Origin of the sequence: Streptomyces sp. NPDC005799, from assembly GCF_040630525.1 — a bacterium.
GTDB lineage: Bacteria > Actinomycetota > Actinomycetes > Streptomycetales > Streptomycetaceae > Streptomyces > Streptomyces griseorubiginosus_B.
The window spans coordinates 277012-295441 of the sequence record NZ_JBEXXQ010000001.1 but is presented as its reverse complement, the minus strand read 5'-3'; the positions used below and the strand labels follow the sequence as shown (position 1 = coordinate 295441).

Below are 18430 nucleotides of genomic sequence, written 5' to 3'. Positions count from 1 at the left end.
GAATCCCGGTAACGGGGGTGTTCGCCGGGGGCGTAGCGGCGGGCGCCCCCTCGCCGTATGCGGGGAAGGGCCCGGGGAACACGTCCCCGGGCCCTTCCCCGCGACATCTCCAGGCGCCTCGGGCGTCAGCCCTCGGTCTTCTCCCCGGCCGCGGCGTCCTCGGCCGGAGCGTCCTCGGTGGCCGCCTCCGCGGTGGCCTCCTCGGTCGCCTCGGCGGCCTCGTCCTCCTCGTCCTCCAGGTCGACGATCTCGCCGTTGGTGTCCTTGACGGTGGCGGCCTCGACGACGACCGCGAGGGCCTTGCCGCGGGCGACCTCGCCGACCAGCAGCGGCACCTGGCCGCCCTCGACGACGGCCTGGGCGAACTGGTCGGGGGACATGCCGGAGGAGGCCGCGCGGCGCATGAGGTGCTCGGTGAGCTCCTCCTGGTTGACGTTCAGCTTCTCCTGCTTGACCAGCTCGTCGAGGACGAACTGGGTCTTGATGCCCTTGACCGCCGCCTCACGGGTCTCGGTCTCGAACTCCTCGGCGGTCTTGCCCTGGATCTCCAGGTACTTGTCGAGGGTGAGACCCATCTGGCCGAGCTGGTGGTGCTCCAGGTTGTGCTTACGCGTGTTGATCTCGTCCTCGAGCAGCTTCTCGGGGACGGGCACCTCGACGAGCTCCAGCAGCTTCTCCAGGACGCGCTCCTGGGCCTGCGTGGCCTGGTCGTACTGCTTCATGTTCTCCAGGCGCTTGCGGCTGTCGGCCTTGAGCTCCTCGAGGGTGTCGAACTCAGAGGCGAGCTGCGCGAAGTCGTCGTCCAGCTCGGGCAGTTCGCGCGCGGCGACCTGGGTGACCTTGACGCTGACCTCGGCCTCCTTGCCGGCCGCGGAGCCGCCCTTGAGCTCGGAGGTGAAGGTGGCCTCGCCACCCGCCTCCAGACCCTTCACGGCGTCGTCGATGCCGTCCAGCAGCTCGCCGGAGCCGATGGTGTAGGAGACGCCGCTGGCGATGCCGTCCTCGAGGACCTCGCCGTCGACCTTGGCCTCCAGGTCGATGGTGACCACGTCGCCGTCCTCGGCGGCGCGCTCGACCGGGGAGGTGGAGGCGAAGCGCTCGCGGAGCTGCTCGACCGACTTCTCGATGTCCTCGTCGGTGACCTCGACGGCGTCGACCTCGACCTCGATGCCGGAGTAGTCCGGGATCTCCAGGGCCGGGCGGACGTCGACCTCGGCGGTGAAGTTCAGCGTCTCGCCGTCCTTCAGCTCCGTGATGTCGACCTCGGGCTGGCCGAGGACGTCGATCTCGGCCTCGTTGACCGCCTCGGTGTAGAACTTCGGAAGCGCGTCGTTGACCGCCTCCTCCAGGACCGCACCGCGGCCGAACCGCTGGTCGATGACGCGGGCAGGGATCTTGCCCTTGCGGAAGCCCTTCACCGTGACCTGCTGGTTGATCTTCTTGTACGCCGCGTCGAGGCTGTCCTTGAGCTCCTCGAAGGGCACCTCGACAGTGAGCCGAACCCGAGTCGGGTTCAGGGTCTCCACGGCGCTCTTCACGGTTCGGTCTCCTTGATGGCTGACTTCTCGGATTCTGCCGGGGCCAGAACGGCTCCGGCGGATTCGCCGCCCGGAGGACTGCTTCGTAGAGGAGAGACACACGGGCGTGCAGCTTGCATAGTAACGGCAGCGGCGACACGCCCCAAAGGCGATCAAGGGACGCGATCACCGAGGTGATCGCGGGTGACCGGTGTTGACCGGTCGCTGGTCGGGGTGGCGGGATTTGAACCCACGGCCTTCCGCTCCCAAAGCGGACGCGCTACCAAGCTGCGCCACACCCCGTCTGGTGCGACACGTAGGGTACATGGCCGCAGGCAGTGAGGCTGCCGCATTTTCCCAGCAGGAGCCGCCGCATTTGCCTCGCCGGGGCGCGCGGGCGGGGCGGCCGGGCAATGCGGTGTGCGGCCGGGCGCGCCGACCCGCTACGATGCCTTCAGTGCCGCGGTCTTTCCGACCTGCGGCGCGCTGTGTGCGGGCGTAGCTCAATGGTAGAGCCCCAGTCTTCCAAACTGGCTACGCGGGTTCGATTCCCGTCGCCCGCTCTGACCTGGCTCAGGCCCGGGCGGCGGGTAAATTTACCCGCCGCCCGGGCCTGAGTCGTTGGACGTCGGATCAGCCGTCCGTGCCCTCCGCGTGCCCGTTCCGACCGGAGCCGCGTCTGAACGCCTGACGATCAGGTCGTCGAACGGCAGCGGCGATATCGCGTACGCGGCGTCAGCCGATCCAGTCCCATTCCTGTTCGGTGCTGCCGAGGCAGTTGTAGATGATCACCTTGGTGTTGTTGGCGGTGCCTCCGCCGCCGGCCGTGGACATGCACTTGCCGGCCTTGATGTTGTAGAGCTGGCCGGTGCTCGAGTAGTCCCACTCCTGCTCGGAGCGGCCGTTGCAGCTCCAGAGGATCACCTCCGTGCCGTTGGCCGTGGCGCCTCCGCCCGCCAGGGACAGGCACTTGCCGCTCTTGAGGTTGCGCAGCTCGCCGGAGGGCGTGGCCTCGAACCAGTACTGCTCGTGGCCGGTGCCGCAGGTGTAGATGACGGCGTTGGTGCCGTCGGCGGTGGAGCCGCCGCCGGCCAGCGACAGACAGCGGCCGCTCTTGTAGTTCTGCACCCGCGAGTAGACGTCGACCGCGCCGGCCGAGGGCGCGGCCGCCGCCAGGGCCGTGACCGTCAGCGCGCCCGCCGCCAGCGCCGCCCAGGATCTCTTCAGCACGTGAGGGAATCCTTCCGTCGTGCGGGACGCCCTTCGCCCCGCCTTCTTGACAGGGTGATCTTGGCTCGACGGACTCAGGCCCGAACACAGGGCTTTCAGCCCCTTGGCAGGTGAATGCGAGGGGTGGTGCGGGTTAAGGGGGATTTTCCGTACGGTCCCGCGCGATGACCGGGTGCCCGTTTCCTCCCGGGTCACGGAGGAGATCGACGGCGAACCGGCGGCCGGGGCGCACGTCGCCGCGGGACGGCGGCATGGCGGGAAAGCGCCGCGCCGGCGCCCCGACCGGTCGCGACGGTCAGAAGCTGATCGAGTTGATCGTCTCCGCTATCGAGTTGAGGAAGCGGTTGATCGAGGGGGCCATGCCGGTCGAAGCGAGGAAGAAGCCGAACAGGATCGCGACGATGGCGGGTCCGGCCTTGATGGAGCCGCCCCGGATCAACACCACCAGGATGATCGCCAACAGCAGCACCACAGACAGTGAAATGGCCACAACTGATCACACCCTCGGTCGGTCCGCTCTCCCGGCCCGGGGGTGCCCGGCCCGCACACCCCCGCCAGAACCATCGTGCCACCAACCAGGCCCGCGTATGCGACAGGTGAGGCATCGTCGGCCACACTGTGCCCGACCTTTGCCCGGACCATGCGGAGGCGCCCACCCCCCGCACCCCCGAGGCACCCCCAACTCCGGTCTCCCGCACAGGAATTCGACGGCGCACTCGCACAGGAAATCGCGCGGGATCGTTTCCCTGCCCACACAACTCGTTCGCAGGCAATTCGAATTGTCGCCACAGACACATCAAGAGGGCGCGTTTTCCATGACTTTGTCTTGAATAATCCGGACTAACCGGTGCATAAGGTCAGCGGACGGAGATGTCTACTTCCGCAATTACCGGGTAGCCGAGGGGTTCCTGCGCAGCCTTATGCAGGAATGACATGGACGGTTTTACGAATTCCCACAGACGCCGCTAGGGTTCCCAGATGTTCGACGCCGCTTCGTCCCCCGGTCATCTCAGAACACCGCTCCCCCCGGCCCGGCCGCCGACGCCCCCACAGCGCGACGCGTTCTTCGACAACGCCAAGTACCTGGCGATCGTGCTGGTGGCCATGGGCCACTCCTGGGAGCCGCTCAAGGGCGACAGCCGCGTCCTGGAGGCCGCCTACACCGTCGTGTACGCCTTCCACATGCCGGCGTTCATCATCATCTCCGGCTACTTCTCCCGCAGCTTCGACATGCGCCCCGACCGGCTGCGCCGCCTGATCACCGGTGTAGCGGTGCCGTACATCGTCTTCGAGACGGCGTACTCGCTCTTCAAACGCTACGGCGACCACGACCCGGGCATGTCGGTCAGCCTGCTGGATCCCTGGTACCTGACCTGGTTCCTGGTCGCCCTGTTCGTGTGGCGGCTGACCACCCCGCTGTGGAAGACCGTCCGGTGGCCGCTTCCCCTGGCCATCGCCGTCGCCATGCTCGCGACGCTGTCGCCGGACATCGGTGACGACCTGGACCTGCAGCGCGTCCTGCAGTTCCTGCCGTACTTCGTGCTGGGTCTGTGCATGAAGCCGGAGCACTTCCAGATGGTGCGCACGCGTGCCGTTCGGCTCCTGTCGGTGCCGGTCTTCGCCGGCGCGCTGATGGTCGGCTGGTGGGCGGTGCCGCGGATGAACGCCGCCTGGTTCTACCACCGCGACTCCGCCGAGGAACTGGGCGCGCCCTGGTGGTCCGGGCCCGTCATGGTGCTGGCCCTGATGGGCTGTTCACTGCTGCTGACCGCCTGCTTCTTCGCCTGGGTGCCGCGCCGCACCATGTGGTTCACGGCGCTCGGCGCGGGCACGCTGTACGGCTATCTGCTGCACGGCTTCGTGGTGAAGGCCGCCGACTTCTACGGCTGGTTCGACCACAGGTGGCTGCACGGTCCGCTCGGTGAGATCTTCGTGACCCTCGTCGCGGGCACCGTCGTCACCCTGCTGTGCACCGCGCCGGTGCGGCGGGTGTTCCGGTTCGTGATGGAACCCGACATGAAGTGGGCGTTCAAGCGGGACGCGGCCGAACTGGCCCGCGACCGCGACAAGGCCGAGCAGCGGCAGATGGCCAACGCCTAGGGCTGGGGCCGCTCCAGGCCGAGGAGTGCGCGCATCCGGGCGTACTTCTCGGTCAGCCGGGTGCGGGTGGCCGGGTCGGCGAGGCGGGCGAGACGGTCCGGCTCGGCGTTGTGCGCCAGGTCCGCCTCCTTCACCAGCAGCGCGCCCGGCGTGGCGAGGATCCGCGCGGCGTACTCCTCGGGCGTCTCCCCGGCCCGCTTGGTGACCGCGAGCACGATGTCCTTCGTACGGCGGCTCAACGCGGCCCGCTCCAGCCACCGTTCGCTCAGCGCGTCGTCCTCCACGGCGTCGTGCAGCCAGGCGGCGGCGATCTGCTCGGCGTCGCCGCCCCGTGCGCGTACCCCCTCGGCGACGGCCCGCAGATGCTCGGCGTAGGGCCGGCCCGCCTTGTCGGTCTGTCCCTCGTGGGCGGCCCGGGCGACGGCCTCCACCTCGGCCAGGGTGAGCTCATCGGATGTCTCGGTCACCCCTGAAGTGTCTCCCAGCGCGGCGCCGCCCGGCCGGGAGGGTCGCGGCGAGGAGGCCGAGGACGACGATCGTCCCGGCGAACGCCCCGTACACCAGCGGCGGGATCTACGGCCCCTGCCCGGTCAGCCGCTTCGTCATCGGCACCAGGGTGGCCGGCGCGATGCCCGTGCCGAGGACGATGCCGGCGAGGGCGTCGACGGCGATCTCCCCACGGCCCAGGGCGAGTCGGCCGTGCTTGACGTCCAGATCCTGTACGGCGGCCAGGTCGCGGACCGTGCCCGCGACGCCCTGTGCGGTGGCCGACTCCCGGCAGCCGGCGGCCGGGGCGAGGACCGAGGACTTCAACAGGCCGACGGCGGCGGTGACTTCGGGGGTGTGCTCGGCCTGCCGTACGGCGTCCGACGTACGGACGCGGAGCACGGGCGGGCGATGAGGGCGGCCGGCGGATGCGGGCGGGGGAAAACCCACCGTGGCGCGGCGCGGAGCGTCAGGTCAGCGGGCCGCTGCCGCCGTGGGGCCTTCCCGGCAGATCAGCAGCAGCGCCCGGTCGTCGTTCACGTCCTTCGCCACCGCCTCGATCAGGTGCCAGGCGGCGCCGTGGAAACCGCCCGCGACATAGCGGTCGGCCTCTCCGGTCAGGCGGTCGATGCCCTCGACGATGTCCCGGTCGGAGGTCTCCACCAGGCCGTCCGTGAACAGCATCAACACGTCTCCGGCGCGCAGCGAGCCCTTCACGGGGTCGAACTGGGCGCCGTCGTACACACCGAGCAGCGGGCCCTCGGCGGCCTTCTCCTCCCAGCGGCCGCTGCCCGCGCTCAGCTGGAGGCCCGGCGGATGACCGGCCGAGTAGAGCTCGTAGTCGCCGGAGTCGAGGTCGAGGACCAGGTGGATGGAGGTGGCGAAGCCCTCGTCCCAGTCCTGGCGGAGCAGGTAGCCGTTCGCGGCCGGGAGGAAGGCGTGCGGCGGGAGCGAGCCCAGCAGGCCGCCGAAGGCGCCCGAGAGCAGCAGCGCGCGAGAGCCGGCGTCCATGCCCTTGCCGGAGACGTCCGTGAGGACGACCTCCAGGGTGCGGCCGCCGTTGGTCCGGGCGGCCACCACGAAGTCGCCGGAGAAGGACTGGCCGCCGGCCGGCCGCAGGGCCATCTCGCGGTGCCAGCCGTCCGGCAGCTTCGGCAGCTTGCTCTGCACCCGGATCCGCTCGCGCAGGTCGAACAGCATCGTGCCGCCGCGCCGCCAGGGCACGCCGACCCGGCTGCGGAACTGCGCGACCAGCAGCCCGAAGAAACCACAGGCGGCGACGACGAGCACCACGCCCGGGGTGACCCGCGAGGGTCCCTCGGTGTACGGGCCCAGCTTCACCGACTCCACGATCAGTGCCGTGGCCGCCGCCGCGTACAGGGCGAGCAGGCTGGCGGGGCGCAGCAGCAGACCGCCGGCGACGATCGGCACGACCAGGGCGGCCGGGGAGCACCAGACGGAGTTGGCGAGGGTGACACCCGCGATCACCGGGACGGTGAGGAACAGTCCGGCCAGGGCGAACCAGTCCGAGCCGTCCCCGCGGAAGTAGTCCACGGCGCTTTTGCGCAGGCCGGTGCGGACCCGGTGCCACTGCATCCTCAACCGGGCCGTGAACGTCTCGGCCTCCGCGCGCCGCTCTCGTGCTGCTGCCATTAGTTCGGGACCCTATCCATCGGACCTGCTGCTTGGCACGGGAGGTCCCACTTGTCCCCCGTCCGAGGCTCAACTTCACAGTGAACTTCACCGAAAGCCGTCGCGCGGGCGTCAAGCCGAAATTCCCTCGCTCGTCCCGCAATGCCCTGGTAGGCATGGTTCATGCGGACTGACGTGCGAGTGCTGGCAGCTGAGAACTGGGATGAGTGGTACGACAACTTGATCCGCGCCTTCGGTGGGGTTCCGGAGCCCGCCGAGGAGCGGGCGCTGTGGCGGGAGCTCACCGAGCCGGACCGGGCGATCGGGGCCTGGGACGGTGACCTCTGCGTGGGGACGGCGGGGGCGTTCCGCTTCCGGCTCACCGTGCCGGGCGGCAGCGCCGTGCCCGCGGCCGGCGTGACCATGGTGAGCGTGGCCGCCACGCACCGGCGGCGCGGGGTGCTGACGTCCATGATGCGGCGGCAGTTGGCGGACGTACGGTCCTGGGGCGAGCCGCTGGCCGTGCTGACGGCCTCCGAACCGGCGATCTACGGGCGGTTCGGGTACGGCGCCGCGACGTTCCACACCAACGCCGAGATCGACACCACCCGGGTACGGCTGTCCGTGCCGGAGGGCACCGATGACGTACGGCTGCGGTACGCCGAGCCGGCCGACGCGCTCGACGTCTGCGAGGCCGTGTACGCCCGGCTGGTCGCCGGGCGGCCGGGGATGGTGGCGCGGGTCCCGGGCTGGGAGCGGCTGTGGGTGCTCGATCCGGAGAGCGAGCGGGAGGGCGCCTCGCCGCTGCAGTGCGTGCTCGCGGAGCGGGACGGGGAGGTCGTCGGCTACGCGCGGTTCCGGGTCAAGCGGGACTGGGAGCCCGCGGGACCTCACGGGACGGTCGTCGCGCAGGACGTGGACGCGCTGGACCCGGCGGCGCACGCGGCGCTGTGGCAATTCCTCTTCGGCATCGACCTGACGTCGAGGATCGACGCGCGGCGCCGGCCGGTGGACGAGCCGTGGCAGTACCTGGTCTCCGACATCCGTCGCTGCTCGCTGCTCGTGCGGGACTCGCTGCACGTACGGCTGGTGGACGTCGGGGCCGCACTGGAGGCTCGGACCTACCAGACGCCGGTGGACGTGGTGTTGGCGGTCGAGGACACCTTCTGCCCCTGGAACAGCGGCCGTTGGCGACTGGCTGGCGACCCGAAGGGCGCGTCCTGCGCACGCACCGAGGACGCCGCCGATCTCGCCCTGTCGGTACGGGAGTTGGGCTCGGCCTACCTCGGCGGCGTGAGCCTGGACGCACTCGCCGCGGCCGGCCGGGTACGGGAGCTGCGCCAGGGCGCCCTCGCGGAGGCGTCCCTCGCCTTCGCCTCCACGGTCGCCCCGTGGCTGCCGCACGGGTTCTAGCTCACGGCGTCTGGCAGGTCGGGCACCAGAAGAGGTTGCGGGCGGCGAGGTCGGCGGTGCGGATCTCGCCGTCGCAGATGTGGCAGGGCAGGGTGGCCCGCCGGTAGACGTACACCTCGCCGCCGTGGTCGTCGACGCGGGGCGGACGGCCCATCGCCTCGGGGGTGTGCTCGGGGCGGACGGTGTCGATCCGGTTGTTGCGCACGCCCTCGTGCATCAGCTCGACCAGGTCCGTCCAGATCAGCCGCCACTCGGCGGGCGTGATGTCCCTGCCCGCGCGGTAGGGGTCGATCCGGTGCCGGAAGAGGACCTCGGCGCGGTAGACGTTGCCGACCCCGGCGATCACCTTCTGGTCCATGAGCAGCGCGGCGATCGTCGTACGGCTGCGGGAGATCCGCCGGTACGCCGCCTCGGGGTCGGCGTCGTCCCGGAGCGGGTCGGGGCCGAGGCGCGCGTGTATCGCCTGCTTCTCGGCTTCGGTGATGAGCGCGCAGGTGGTCGGGCCGCGCAGGTCCACGTAGGAGGTGGCGTTCGCGAGGCGCAGCCGGACCGTGTCGGTGGGCGGCGGCGCGGGGGCGTCACCGAAGGCGACCTTGCCGAACAGGCCCAGATGGATGTGGACCCATTCGGCGTCGCGGAAGCCCAGGAAGAGGTGCTTTCCGTGGGCCTCGGTACGGGTGAGGCCGACCCCGTCGAGCAGTGCGGCGGCGTCGGAGAACTTGCCCTGGGGGCTGGTCACGCGGGGTGCCGTGCCGGAGAAGCGGTCGGCGTAGTCCAACGCCAGCCGGTGGATCGTGTGCCCCTCTGGCACGGTGCGTGTTCCTTTCCGGCCCTCGGTTCAGCCCTGCTGCGGGTGGTGCGCGGGGATCGGGGGCAGCTCGCCCGTCGTCTCGTACGCCGAGAGCATGTCGATCCGGCGCTGGTGGCGCTCGTCGCCGGAGAACGGCGTGTTCAGGAAGATCTCGACGAACTTCGTCGCCTCCTCCTGGGTGTGCATGCGCCCGCCCACCGCGACCACGTTGGCGTTGTTGTGCTGGCGGCCGAGGGAGGCGGTCTCCTCGCTCCAGGCCAGCGCCGCGCGCACGCCCTTCACCTTGTTCGCCGCGATCTGCTCGCCGTTGCCCGAACCGCCGATCACGATGCCGAGGGAGTCGGGGTCCGCGGCCGTCCGCTCCGCGGCGCGGAGGCAGAAGGGCGGGTAGTCGTCCTGGGCGTCGTAGATGTGCGGGCCGCAGTCGACGGGGTCGTGGCCGGCCGACGTGAGCCACTCGACGAGGTGGTTCTTGAGTTCGAAGCCGGCATGGTCGGAGCCGATATACACGCGCATGGCTCCGAGTGTGACACGGCCGTTTCCGGGCAGCAGCTCCGGGTGGCGACCAGGAGAAATCCAGACCTGACCATGGAACCTCAAAGAAAACTCAAGTAACAATCTGGATTCAGAGGTTCACCAAGTCCTTTGCCTCCGATTCACTGGACCGACTTGTACGTCACCACGGTGGCGCAGTACGGAAGTCCCCACACCCGGCGCAAAGGAATTCCCCCCATGACTGGTCTCCAGGCCGGACTCAAGAACCGACATCTGTCGATGATCGCCATCGGCGGTGTCATCGGAGCGGGCCTCTTCGTCGGCTCCAGCTCCGGTATCGCGACGGCAGGACCCGGCATCCTGCTGTCGTACGCCCTCGTCGGCACGCTCGTCGTGCTCGTGATGCGGATGCTCGGCGAGATGTCCGCCGCCAACCCGACCTCCGGCTCCTTCTCGGCCCACGCCGACCGGGCGCTCGGCCGCTGGGCCGGGTTCTCCATCGGCTGGCTCTACTGGTTCTTCTGGGTGGTGGTGCTCGCGGTGGAGGCCACCGCCGGCGCCAAGATCCTCGAGGGCTGGATCCCGGCCGTCCCGCAGTGGGGCTGGGCGCTCATCGTGATGGTGGTGCTGACCGCCACCAACCTCGTCTCGGTCGGTTCCTACGGCGAGTTCGAGTTCTGGTTCGCCGGCATCAAGGTCGTCGCCATCGGCGCGTTCATCGTGGTCGGCGCGCTCGCGGTGGCCGGTGTGCTGCCGGGCGTGGACAGCGACAAGGCGGGCCTGGGCAACCTCACCGAGCACGGCGGCTTCCTGCCCCACGGCCCCGGCGCGATCCTCACCGGCGTGCTGCTGGTCGTCTTCTCCTTCATGGGCAGCGAGATCGCCACGCTGGCCGCGGGCGAGTCGGAGGACCCGCAGCGGGCGGTCACCAAGTCGACGAACAGCATCATCTGGCGTATCGCGGTCTTCTACCTGGGCTCGATCCTCGTCGTGGTCTCGCTGCTCCCGTGGAACGACCCGTCCATCAAGGAGCAGGGCTCGTACGTCGCCGCCCTCGACTCCCTCGGCATCGCGCACGCCGGTCAGATCATGAACGTCATCGTGCTGACCTCGGTGCTGTCCTGTCTCAACTCCGGCCTCTACACGGCCTCCCGGATGGCGTTCTCGCTGGGCGAGCGGGGCGACGCGCCGAAGGCGTTCGCGCGGACGACCACGCGGGGCGTGCCGCTTGCGGCGATCGTCGCGTCGGTCGTCTTCGGCTTCGTGGCCGTGTTCTTCAACTACCGGTTCCCGGACTCGGTGTTCCTCTTCCTGGTCAACTCCAGTGGCGCGGTGGCCCTGTTCGTGTGGCTGGTGATCTGCTTCTCGCAGCTGCGGATGCGGCGGATCATCCAGGCCGAGGCGCCGGAGAAGCTGGTCGTGAGGATGTGGCTGTATCCGTATCTGACCTGGGCCACGGCCGCGTTGATCGTCTTCGTGCTCGGTTACATGCTGACCGACACCGAGCACGACGGCCGGGAGACCGTGCTGCTGTCCCTGCTGGTGGCGGCGGTCGTGCTGATGGTCGCGCTGGTGCGGGAGAAGGTGCGCGGGGGCCGTACGGCCGCGGGTGCGGCTTCCGTCGAGGCGCGGGACGAGGTCGGGGCGGGCTGATCCCCCGGCGGCCGAGGGCTCGCCCGCTCAGAGGATCTTGAAGCTGTCCTTCACCTTGTCGTAGGTCTTCAGGGCCTGGGGCTCGATGGCCGTGTGGTACCAGGTGTTGATCTGGTACGACCGTCCTTCCTGGTTGAAGCCCAGGAGGCGGGCGTGCCAGTTCACGCCGTCGAGGGTGAAGGTGTACTCCCAGACCACGGCGGGGTCGCCGCGGAAGGTGGTCTGCTCCAGGCGGATCTTGCGGTAGTCCTGGCCCTGGTGGGCGTTCTGCTCCGACTGCTGCCAGGTCCGCATCAGGTTGTCGCGGGCGAGGGAGGACTTGGCGACGAGTTCCTGGGCGCCGTCGGGGGAGGTGTAGTGGACCTCCGCGCCCGTCATCACGTTGCGACGCCAGCCCCTGGGGGTCGCCCACGCGTAGCCGCCGGCCTCCTCGTGCGTGCCGGGCGGCAGGCTGGGGGGCCTGGCGGTGCCCTCGACGGTGGGCGACGGGCTGTCGCCGGCGGTCGGCGTCGTCGAGGAACCGGCGCGCCGGTCGTCCGGAGACCCGGAGTTGGACAGCAGGACGGCCGCCACGACGACCCCGGCGGCGACCACACCGACCCCGGCGAGGAGGGCGGTACGACGGCCGTGGCGGCGCGGGGTGACGGGGGCCGCGGGAGGGGGCGGCTCGGGTGTGCGGAGGGGATGCGGGCCGAGGGCGGGGCGTGGGGCCTGCGCTCCCTGCTGTGGGCCGGCGGAGTTGGGGGCGGTCGGCTGCGTGGAGAGGCCCGACGGAATCTCGGACCGGGCCTCGGAGCGCAGTTCCGAGGGGACTTCGGTGGAGGCGTTGGAGGCGGCGGGGGTGGAGGCGCGGAGTCGACCGGGCTCGGGAGGGGTGGGGTACGGCGACTCGGACGGTTCTGCGGGGGTCTCCTGGTCCGGGGGCGAGATGCGGGTGGGGCGTGGGGCGGGCGTCGTGTCGCGACGGAGGTCATGGGTGACCGTCTGTTCCCTCGGGGCCGCGTCCTCCACGGGTTCGCTCTGCCGGGGTTCGCGGGCGGCGTGGACGAGACGGGTGCCCAGATAGGAGGGCGTGGGAGCCTCGGACGAGTGCCAGGGGGAGGACACCGCCGGGTCCGCTGCGTCGACCGGTTCGGATGCCTGGGGCGCCTCGGTCCGAGACGCGGGGTGGCGGGCTGACCATGCTCCGGGGCGGGGATCGGGAGCGGGCCGCGGGGTCACCGGGTGAGCGGGCTCGGGACGCTTCGCGGGTTCCGCGGCGGGGACGTCCGTCGCTCCTGCCCCGGCATCCCGGGATGACCCACCTGCCGTATCAGTGGCGTCCCCGCCTGACGCACCGGCCCCGGCGCTCACTGGGGCGCCCCCGGACGGGCCGCCCTCGAATCCCCGCCCCGGCAGATCGACCGGCTCCCCCTCCGAACCGCCGACACCCCCCGCCTCCGAACCGCCGGCACCCCCCGCCTCGGAGCCTCCCGCGCCAGTGACCGCCCCCTCGGCCCCCGCGGCTGCTTCCGTACCCGGAGCCACGAAAGCAGTCGGAGCCGTCGAAGCCCCCGTAGCCCCGGAGGCCGTCGAAGCCACGGGCCTTCCCGAGGCACCCGGAGCCCCCAACAGCTCCCCGTCCCCGGGCAGTTGCGCCGTCCCTCCCCCCTCAGCCCCAGCCTCAGCCCCAGCCGCACCCCCGCCATCCCCCTCTCCCCCACCCACCGGCAGCGTCGGAGTAGGGGCGGGAAAGGCCACCAGGTGCAGGGCGGACGTCAGTTCATCCAGGCCGGGGCGGACCTCTGGTTCCTTCTCCAGGAGCGCCGCGAGGATGGAGCGCAGGGGGCCCGCGGCGGCGGGGAGTTCGGGTTCCTCATAGAGGACCGCGTGGAGCGTCGCCAGCGTGGTGTCGCGGGAGAACGGGGAGCGGCCGCCCAGCGCCGCGCAGAGCGTCGCGCCGAGGGACCAGATGTCCGAGGGCGGCCCCTGGGGCCGGCCGGAGATCCGCTCGGGGGCCATGTAGTCGGGGGAGCCGACCAGCATGCCGACCATCGTCAGCGCCTTGGCGTCCTGGAGCGCCGCGATTCCGAAGTCCGTGAGGACCACCCGCTCCCCCGCGGCCTCCACCAGGACGTTCCCCGGTTTGATGTCCCGGTGCAGCACCCCCCGTGCGTGCACCTGACGCAGGGCCGCGACCAGGCCCAGGCCTGTCCGGGCCGCCTCACGGGGACTCAGGGATCCCGACTCCACCATGATCCGCTCCAGGGAGCGGCCCTCCACCAACTCCATGACGATCCACAGGCGTTCGCCCTCGTCCACGACGTCGTACACCCGCACGACGTTGGGGTGGTCGATCCGTGCCGTCGCCCTGGCCTCGCGCAGAGTGCGTTCGCGGCGGGTGCGGGTGTCCTCGGCGTCCAGGCCGTCTATCCGCATTTCCTTGATCGCGACCGGGCGGTCCAGCATTTCGTCGGCAGCCCGCCACACCCGCCCCATTCCCCCCTGGCCGATAATCGCGCCCAATCGATAACGCCCGTTCACCAGCAGCCCTGGAACACCGCCACCGCTCACATTCCCCGGCAAACCGCTGCACCCCCTCAACGACCGCCCCCACGGAAACACAATAGTCACACTTAGTGCCGTACCAGCATAGTGCGGAGAAATCTTGTGGTACCTCTTCAAGTACTGCGAATTCAGGCGCAGCTCAGGGGGACGCAAGGGGGACGAACATGAGTTCTCGTCGTACGACGGCCATAGCGGGATCACTGGTCACGGCGGCCTTTTCGGCCGTACTGATCCTTTCCTGCACGGCCAGCGCCGACGATCAGGGGCCCGGGAGCAGCCAGGGGGGAAAGGCCATGGACGCGGCCCCGGCAGGCGTCAAGCTGACGACTCTCCTGCCCTCGAGGATCTCGGTGGACAACAGCACGCAGAAGGCGGCGATCACCGCCACGGTGAAGAATCAGGGGACCAAGGACAGCGGAAAGATCCAGCTTCTGGTCGTCGGTTTCGACGGCCTCACCGTAAAGAACGTCCAGGGCTGCTCGGCGATCGGGAAGAATGACCTTCCCGCGGGGTCGAACAGCGGATTCGCCTGCCCGATCGACAATCTGGCGGTCGGAAAATCGAAGTCGTACGCCGTGGACGCCACGTACGACCTGAAAAAGCAGGGCAAGATCTGCCTGCCCGTCCAAGCCGGTGACGGGAAGAAGACGTACTGGCAGCAGGGCCCGGTGCCGTTCGGTACGACGAACCCGTCGCCGAACGCCCCGGCCACCCCACTGCTCCTCGGCACCGACAACAAGCCGGTGGCACCGAGCGGCGGCGAACTGCCCAAGACCGGTGTCGGGCAGGACCTGCTGCCGCTCGGCGCGGCGGGCGCGGCGCTGCTGACGGCCGGCGCGGCCGGACTGTGGTGGTCGACCCGGCGGCCCACCCAGCAGCCGCGCGGCTGAGTACGGCCACCGCGGGCCGGGGCGTGTGAGCGTCCCGGCCCGTCCCTTCACCGCACTTCACTTCGTCCCACTTCACTCGAAAAGCTGACGGCGGGTGTCAGGTTATGCGGGCAGGATGCCGGTCATGACCTCCGTCGACAGCACCGCGATCCCCCGTTTCCTCCGCCCCGGCGACCTCGGCTACGACGACGAACTCGCCGGTTTCCAGACCGGGTTCGCCCGGCGCCCCGCCGTGGTCTGCGCCGCCGGGACCGCCGAGGACGTGATCGCCGTCGTGCGGTACGCGGCGGACCGGGATCTGCCGATCGGCGTCCAGGCCACCGGGCACGGGCTGCCGGGCGACTTCGAGGGCGGCGTCCTCGTCACGACGAAGCGCATGGACCGGGTCACCGTCGACGCGGAGGCGCGCACCGTTCGCGTCCAGGCCGGCGTCCGCTGGGGCCAGGTCGTCGCGGCCGCCGAACCGTACGGGCTCGCGCCGCTCAACGGCTCCGCGCCGGGCGTCGGCGCCGTCTCCTACACCCTGGGCGGCGGACTGGGCATCCTGGCACGGGAGTTCGGCTACGCGGCCGACCATGTGCGGTCCCTGGACGTCGTCACGGCGGACGGGCGGCTGCGGCAGGTCACCCGGGAGTCGGACCCCGACCTGTACTGGGCCCTCCTCGGCGGCGGCCACAACTTCGGCGTCGTCACCGAGCTGGAGATCGGTCTCGTACCGGTGCGGACGCTGTACGGCGGCTCCGTCGCCTTCGACGGGCGGCAGACCGATCCGGCAGTCCTGCTACGGGTGTACGAGGAGTGGACCCGTACTGTGCCGGATGGGCTGACCTCGTCCTTCGCCGCCGTACCGTACCCGGACCTGCCGGCGCTTCCGCCGCATCTGCGGGGGCGGTACGTCGTCTCCGTGCGGGTCGCCCATACGGGGACCGACGGCGAGCGGATCACCGCGCCGCTGCGGGAGTTCGGGCCGGTGATCGCCGACTCGCTGCGGGAGATGCCGTACGCCGAGAGCCACACCATCCACAGCGACCCGGACTTCCCGCACGCCTACTACGGGGACAGCGCGATGCTGAGCGAACTGGACGTCGACCGGGCCGCCGAAGTGCTCGCGCGCACCGGGCCGGACGCGGGTGGGCCGATGTGTGTCGTGCAGGTCAATCATCTGGGCGGGGCGCTCGCGCGGCCCGCGCCGAACTCGGTGCCCTACCGCGAAGGCCGGTTCCTGGTGCGGCTGTTGACGGTCGGGGACCGTCAGCAGGCGCGGGCGGTGCTGGACCCGGCGTTCGCCCTGCTCGCGCCGGTCACCCTCGGCCGGGCGCTCAACTTCGCCTTCGGGGCCGGGGACCGGACCGAGGGGCTGTACGACGACGGGACGCGCAAGAGGCTCGCCGGGCTGAAGGCCCGGTACGACCCGGCGAACCTCTTCCGCAGGACCTACGACGTCAGCGCCTGACCAGCTTCCAGGCGGCGGGCATGACGCCCATCGCCAGGGCCGCCTTCAGGGCGTCGCCGATCAGGAACGGGGTGAGGCCGGCCGCGATCGCGGCGGAGAGGGACAGGTCGGCCGCGTAGGCCAGGTACGGGACGCCGACGGCGTAGATGAGCGCCTCGCCCAACAGCATCGTGCCCGCCATGCGCACCACGGAGCGGTCGGCGCCGCGGCGGGCCAGGGCGCCGACGACGGTGGAGGCGAGCAGCATGCCGAGGATGTAGCCGAAGGAGACGGACGCGCCGGAGCCGCCGCCGGCGAACCACGGCACACCGGCGAGCCCGGCCAGCGCGTACAGGACGAGCGAGGCCAGGCCGCGGCTCGCGCCGAGCGTCGTGCCGACCAGCAGCGCGGCGAAGGTCTGGCCGGTCACCGGGACCGGGGAGTGCGGGACGGGCACCGAGATCTGGGCCGCGAGACCGGTGAGCGCCGCGCCGCCGAGCACGAGCGCCACGTCCCGGACACGGGACGCGGGGAGCAGGTCGGCGAGGACCTCGCGGGGGCGGACGGTGGCGGCAGCGGTGCTCATGGGGACTCCGCGGGTGACGGGGGCATGCAGGGACAGGGTGACGTTAACCCGCGCGCATGGAGGTGATCACCGTCAGCGCCCGACAAAGGGTGGAGCGACAGCTTGGTGGGCTCCGAACAAAGAGTGCTGGTTACACCCGGTTCGACGTGACACCGGTCACTGAGGCCGGGACGTCCGCCTCACGTGACGGGCCGGAGTCAGGACTGTCGAATCCCACCAAATGAATCCTAGCGGTCTGGTCGGATTCACCGTTTCTCGCCTACCCTTCGGGACATGGTCGCCCAGTCCCGGTACTTCACGTCGCGTCGCTATGTCGACCTGCGACGCCAGGGGACCGCCACCTGTAGCCGCACACGACTCAGCACGAGCGTCTGAGGCGGGTTCCGGCGCGCCTCACGCTCCGAGACGTGTCGGCCCCCGTTCCCGAGGACGTTTTCCCATGCCCCGTACCGCCGCTCCCCCCGTCGCCTCCCCCTCCTCCACCTCCCGGCGCCGAACGAGCGCCAGTGTCGTCCTGCGGTCCGTGCTGGAGCACGGGCCGGTGGCACGCTCCACCATCGCCCGGCTGACCGGGCTGTCACCGGCGTCGGTGACGGACTACTGCGCCCGTTTCGCCGAGCTCGGCCTGATCCGTGAGGCGTCCGCGCCCCGGCGCTCGAACGGCGTGGGGCGCCCGCACGTCCCCGTCGACCTGGACGACTCACGGTTCGTGGTCGGCGGGGTGCATGTGGCCGTGCCGTACACCACGGTCGCGCTGCTCGATCTGCGCGGGCGGGTGGTGGCCCGGCGGGAGCTACGGCACGAGCGGACCGATCCGGGCTGGGTGCTGGCGCGGGCCGCCGAGGGGCTCGGCGCCCTGCTGGCCGAGACGCCGCGCTGCCGGCCGCTGGGGGTCGGTGTGGCCGTCGGCGGCTGGGTGGACCGGGAGTCCGGGACCGTCGTGGAGCATCCGATGCTCGGCTGGCGTGAGGTGGCCGTGCGGGAGGTGCTGGGCGAGCGCACCGGGCTGCCGGTCCATGTGGACGGGCACGCGCGGGCGTTGGTCAACGGGGAGCGGCTGTTCGGGGCGGCCCGGGACGGCGGGAGCGTGCTGCATCTGTTCGTGGGCAACGTGGTCGACGCGGCGTTCGCCACCCATGACGAGGTGCACCACGGGCCGCGGTCGCAGGCGGGCGCGATCGCCCATCTGCCGGTGCCGGGCGGTAAGGAACCCTGCGCGTGCGGGCGGATCGGCTGCCTGCAGGCCGAGTTGAGCGAGCGGACGCTGGTGCGGCGGGCACGGACGGCGGGTGTCGTCGAGGGCGTCAACCCGATGCACGTGGTCACGGCGGCCGCCGCGGGCGACCGGGAGGCCGTACGGCTGCTGGTGGAGCGGGCCGGGGCCGTCGGGCGGGCGGCGCGGCTGCTGCTGGACGTGCTGAACCCGGAGACGGTCGTGGTGACCGAGGTGGGGATCATCCACCGGCAGGACTGCCTCGACGCGCTGCGCGAAGGGGTCGGCGCGGAACGGGCGGCGTCCGTCGTTCCGACCAGTTTCCCGGATTCCGTGCTCGCGGTGGCCGGTGGCTCGGTGGCACTCGACGTGCTCTACCGGGATCCGCTGGCGGCCTCACCTCGGGCTATTTAATTCAGAAACTC

At 70.9% G+C, this 18430-nt stretch carries 16 protein-coding genes and 2 tRNA genes; 7 read left to right on the top strand and 11 right to left on the bottom strand.

The genetic code is table 11. The features are described from left to right. Positions 1-125: 125 nt before the first annotated feature. Complete coding sequence (tig, locus tag ABZ453_RS01245) at positions 126-1538, bottom strand: trigger factor (protein WP_359010321.1); 1413 nt, start codon at positions 1536-1538, stop codon at positions 126-128. A gap of 205 nt (positions 1539-1743) precedes the next feature. Beyond that, positions 1744-1820, bottom strand: a tRNA-Pro gene (locus ABZ453_RS01240). Between the two features lie 189 nt (positions 1821-2009). Here ABZ453_RS01240 and ABZ453_RS01235 point away from each other — a divergent pair. Further along, positions 2010-2080 (top strand) — tRNA-Gly (locus ABZ453_RS01235). Between the two features lie 172 nt (positions 2081-2252). Here the strand turns inward: ABZ453_RS01235 and ABZ453_RS01230 are convergent. Both ABZ453_RS01230 and ABZ453_RS01225 read right to left on the bottom strand, forming a co-directional pair. Further along, positions 2253-2747: an RICIN domain-containing protein gene (locus ABZ453_RS01230; RefSeq protein ID WP_165954705.1), complete on the bottom strand. Its 495-nt coding sequence runs from the start codon at positions 2745-2747 to the stop codon at positions 2253-2255. Positions 2748-3042: 295 nt separating this feature from the next. Further along, on the bottom strand, positions 3043-3237 hold the full coding sequence (locus ABZ453_RS01225) for a hypothetical protein (RefSeq protein WP_026178055.1): 195 nt from the start codon (positions 3235-3237) through the stop codon (positions 3043-3045). 488 nt (positions 3238-3725) lie between these two features. On the opposite strand from ABZ453_RS01225, the gene ABZ453_RS01220 reads away from it, so the two are divergent. After that, the gene (locus ABZ453_RS01220; RefSeq protein WP_359010318.1) at positions 3726-4847 is read left to right on the top strand and encodes an acyltransferase family protein; all 1122 of its coding nucleotides are present in this window, start codon (positions 3726-3728) and stop codon (positions 4845-4847) included. On the opposite strand, the gene ABZ453_RS01215 is transcribed toward ABZ453_RS01220, so the two are convergent. The 3 genes from ABZ453_RS01215 to ABZ453_RS01205 all read right to left on the bottom strand — a co-directional run bounded on the left by ABZ453_RS01215 (position 4844) and on the right by ABZ453_RS01205 (position 6986). Further along, positions 4844-5314 carry an HD domain-containing protein gene (locus ABZ453_RS01215; protein ID WP_359010316.1) on the bottom strand — a complete coding sequence of 157 codons (471 nt, stop codon included), beginning with the start codon at positions 5312-5314 and terminating at the stop codon, positions 4844-4846. The genes ABZ453_RS01220 and ABZ453_RS01215 overlap by 4 nt on opposite strands. A gap of 106 nt (positions 5315-5420) precedes the next feature. Next, complete coding sequence (locus ABZ453_RS01210) at positions 5421-5735, bottom strand: hypothetical protein (RefSeq protein ID WP_359010314.1); 315 nt, start codon at positions 5733-5735, stop codon at positions 5421-5423. 72 nt (positions 5736-5807) lie between these two features. After that, positions 5808-6986, bottom strand: a complete 1179-nt coding sequence (locus ABZ453_RS01205) for a PP2C family protein-serine/threonine phosphatase (RefSeq protein WP_359010313.1) — start codon at positions 6984-6986, stop codon at positions 5808-5810. Between the two features lie 162 nt (positions 6987-7148). On the opposite strand from ABZ453_RS01205, the gene ABZ453_RS01200 reads away from it, so the two are divergent. Further along, positions 7149-8378: a GNAT family N-acetyltransferase gene (locus ABZ453_RS01200; RefSeq protein WP_359010311.1), complete on the top strand. Its 1230-nt coding sequence runs from the start codon at positions 7149-7151 to the stop codon at positions 8376-8378. A gap of 1 nt (position 8379) precedes the next feature. Here ABZ453_RS01200 and ABZ453_RS01195 read toward each other — a convergent pair whose 3' ends face one another. After that, complete coding sequence (locus ABZ453_RS01195; RefSeq protein ID WP_359010309.1) at positions 8380-9189, bottom strand: DNA-formamidopyrimidine glycosylase family protein; 810 nt, start codon at positions 9187-9189, stop codon at positions 8380-8382. Between the two features lie 27 nt (positions 9190-9216). After that, positions 9217-9705 (bottom strand): ribose-5-phosphate isomerase, encoded by a 489-nt coding sequence (locus ABZ453_RS01190; RefSeq protein ID WP_359010307.1) that lies wholly within the window; start codon positions 9703-9705, stop codon positions 9217-9219. Between the two features lie 216 nt (positions 9706-9921). Between ABZ453_RS01190 and ABZ453_RS01185 the strand changes: the two genes are divergently transcribed. Further along, entirely contained in the window at positions 9922-11337 is a 1416-nt protein-coding gene (locus tag ABZ453_RS01185; RefSeq protein ID WP_359010305.1) for an amino acid permease, read from the top strand. 27 nt (positions 11338-11364) lie between these two features. On the opposite strand, the gene ABZ453_RS01180 is transcribed toward ABZ453_RS01185, so the two are convergent. Then, positions 11365-13815, bottom strand: coding sequence for a protein kinase (locus tag ABZ453_RS01180; protein ID WP_359010303.1), 2451 nt, complete (start codon positions 13813-13815; stop codon positions 11365-11367). A gap of 233 nt (positions 13816-14048) precedes the next feature. Here ABZ453_RS01180 and ABZ453_RS01175 point away from each other — a divergent pair, with 233 nt between their 5' ends. Next, the gene (locus ABZ453_RS01175; RefSeq protein WP_359010301.1) at positions 14049-14774 is read left to right on the top strand and encodes an LPXTG cell wall anchor domain-containing protein; all 726 of its coding nucleotides are present in this window, start codon (positions 14049-14051) and stop codon (positions 14772-14774) included. A 124-nt stretch (positions 14775-14898) separates the two neighbouring features. Then, positions 14899-16227 (top strand): FAD-binding oxidoreductase, encoded by a 1329-nt coding sequence (locus ABZ453_RS01170; RefSeq protein WP_359010299.1) that lies wholly within the window; start codon positions 14899-14901, stop codon positions 16225-16227. Here the strand turns inward: ABZ453_RS01170 and ABZ453_RS01165 are convergent. Continuing rightward, positions 16217-16792, bottom strand: a complete 576-nt coding sequence (locus ABZ453_RS01165) for a biotin transporter BioY (RefSeq protein ID WP_359010297.1) — start codon at positions 16790-16792, stop codon at positions 16217-16219. The genes ABZ453_RS01170 and ABZ453_RS01165 overlap by 11 nt on opposite strands. Before the next feature lie 439 nt (positions 16793-17231). On the opposite strand from ABZ453_RS01165, the gene ABZ453_RS01160 reads away from it, so the two are divergent. Continuing rightward, a complete protein-coding gene (locus ABZ453_RS01160; protein ID WP_359010295.1) occupies positions 17232-18419 on the top strand; it encodes an ROK family protein in 1188 nt (395 codons plus the stop codon). Positions 18420-18430: the final 11 nt, after the last annotated feature.

Coding starts and splice junctions, on each gene's coding strand:
- ABZ453_RS01175 (WP_359010301.1), top strand. CDS start 14,049: ATGAGTTCTCGTCGTACGACGGCCATAGCGGGATCACTGGTCACGGCG.
- ABZ453_RS01205 (WP_359010313.1), bottom strand. CDS start 6,986: ATGGCAGCAGCACGAGAGCGGCGCGCGGAGGCCGAGACGTTCACGGCC.
- ABZ453_RS01220 (WP_359010318.1), top strand. CDS start 3,726: ATGTTCGACGCCGCTTCGTCCCCCGGTCATCTCAGAACACCGCTCCCC.
- ABZ453_RS01180 (WP_359010303.1), bottom strand. CDS start 13,815: ATGGGGCGGGTGTGGCGGGCTGCCGACGAAATGCTGGACCGCCCGGTC.
- ABZ453_RS01170 (WP_359010299.1), top strand. CDS start 14,899: ATGACCTCCGTCGACAGCACCGCGATCCCCCGTTTCCTCCGCCCCGGC.
- ABZ453_RS01190 (WP_359010307.1), bottom strand. CDS start 9,705: ATGCGCGTGTATATCGGCTCCGACCATGCCGGCTTCGAACTCAAGAAC.
- ABZ453_RS01200 (WP_359010311.1), top strand. CDS start 7,149: ATGCGGACTGACGTGCGAGTGCTGGCAGCTGAGAACTGGGATGAGTGG.
- ABZ453_RS01185 (WP_359010305.1), top strand. CDS start 9,922: ATGACTGGTCTCCAGGCCGGACTCAAGAACCGACATCTGTCGATGATC.
- ABZ453_RS01160 (WP_359010295.1), top strand. CDS start 17,232: ATGCCCCGTACCGCCGCTCCCCCCGTCGCCTCCCCCTCCTCCACCTCC.
- ABZ453_RS01165 (WP_359010297.1), bottom strand. CDS start 16,792: ATGAGCACCGCTGCCGCCACCGTCCGCCCCCGCGAGGTCCTCGCCGAC.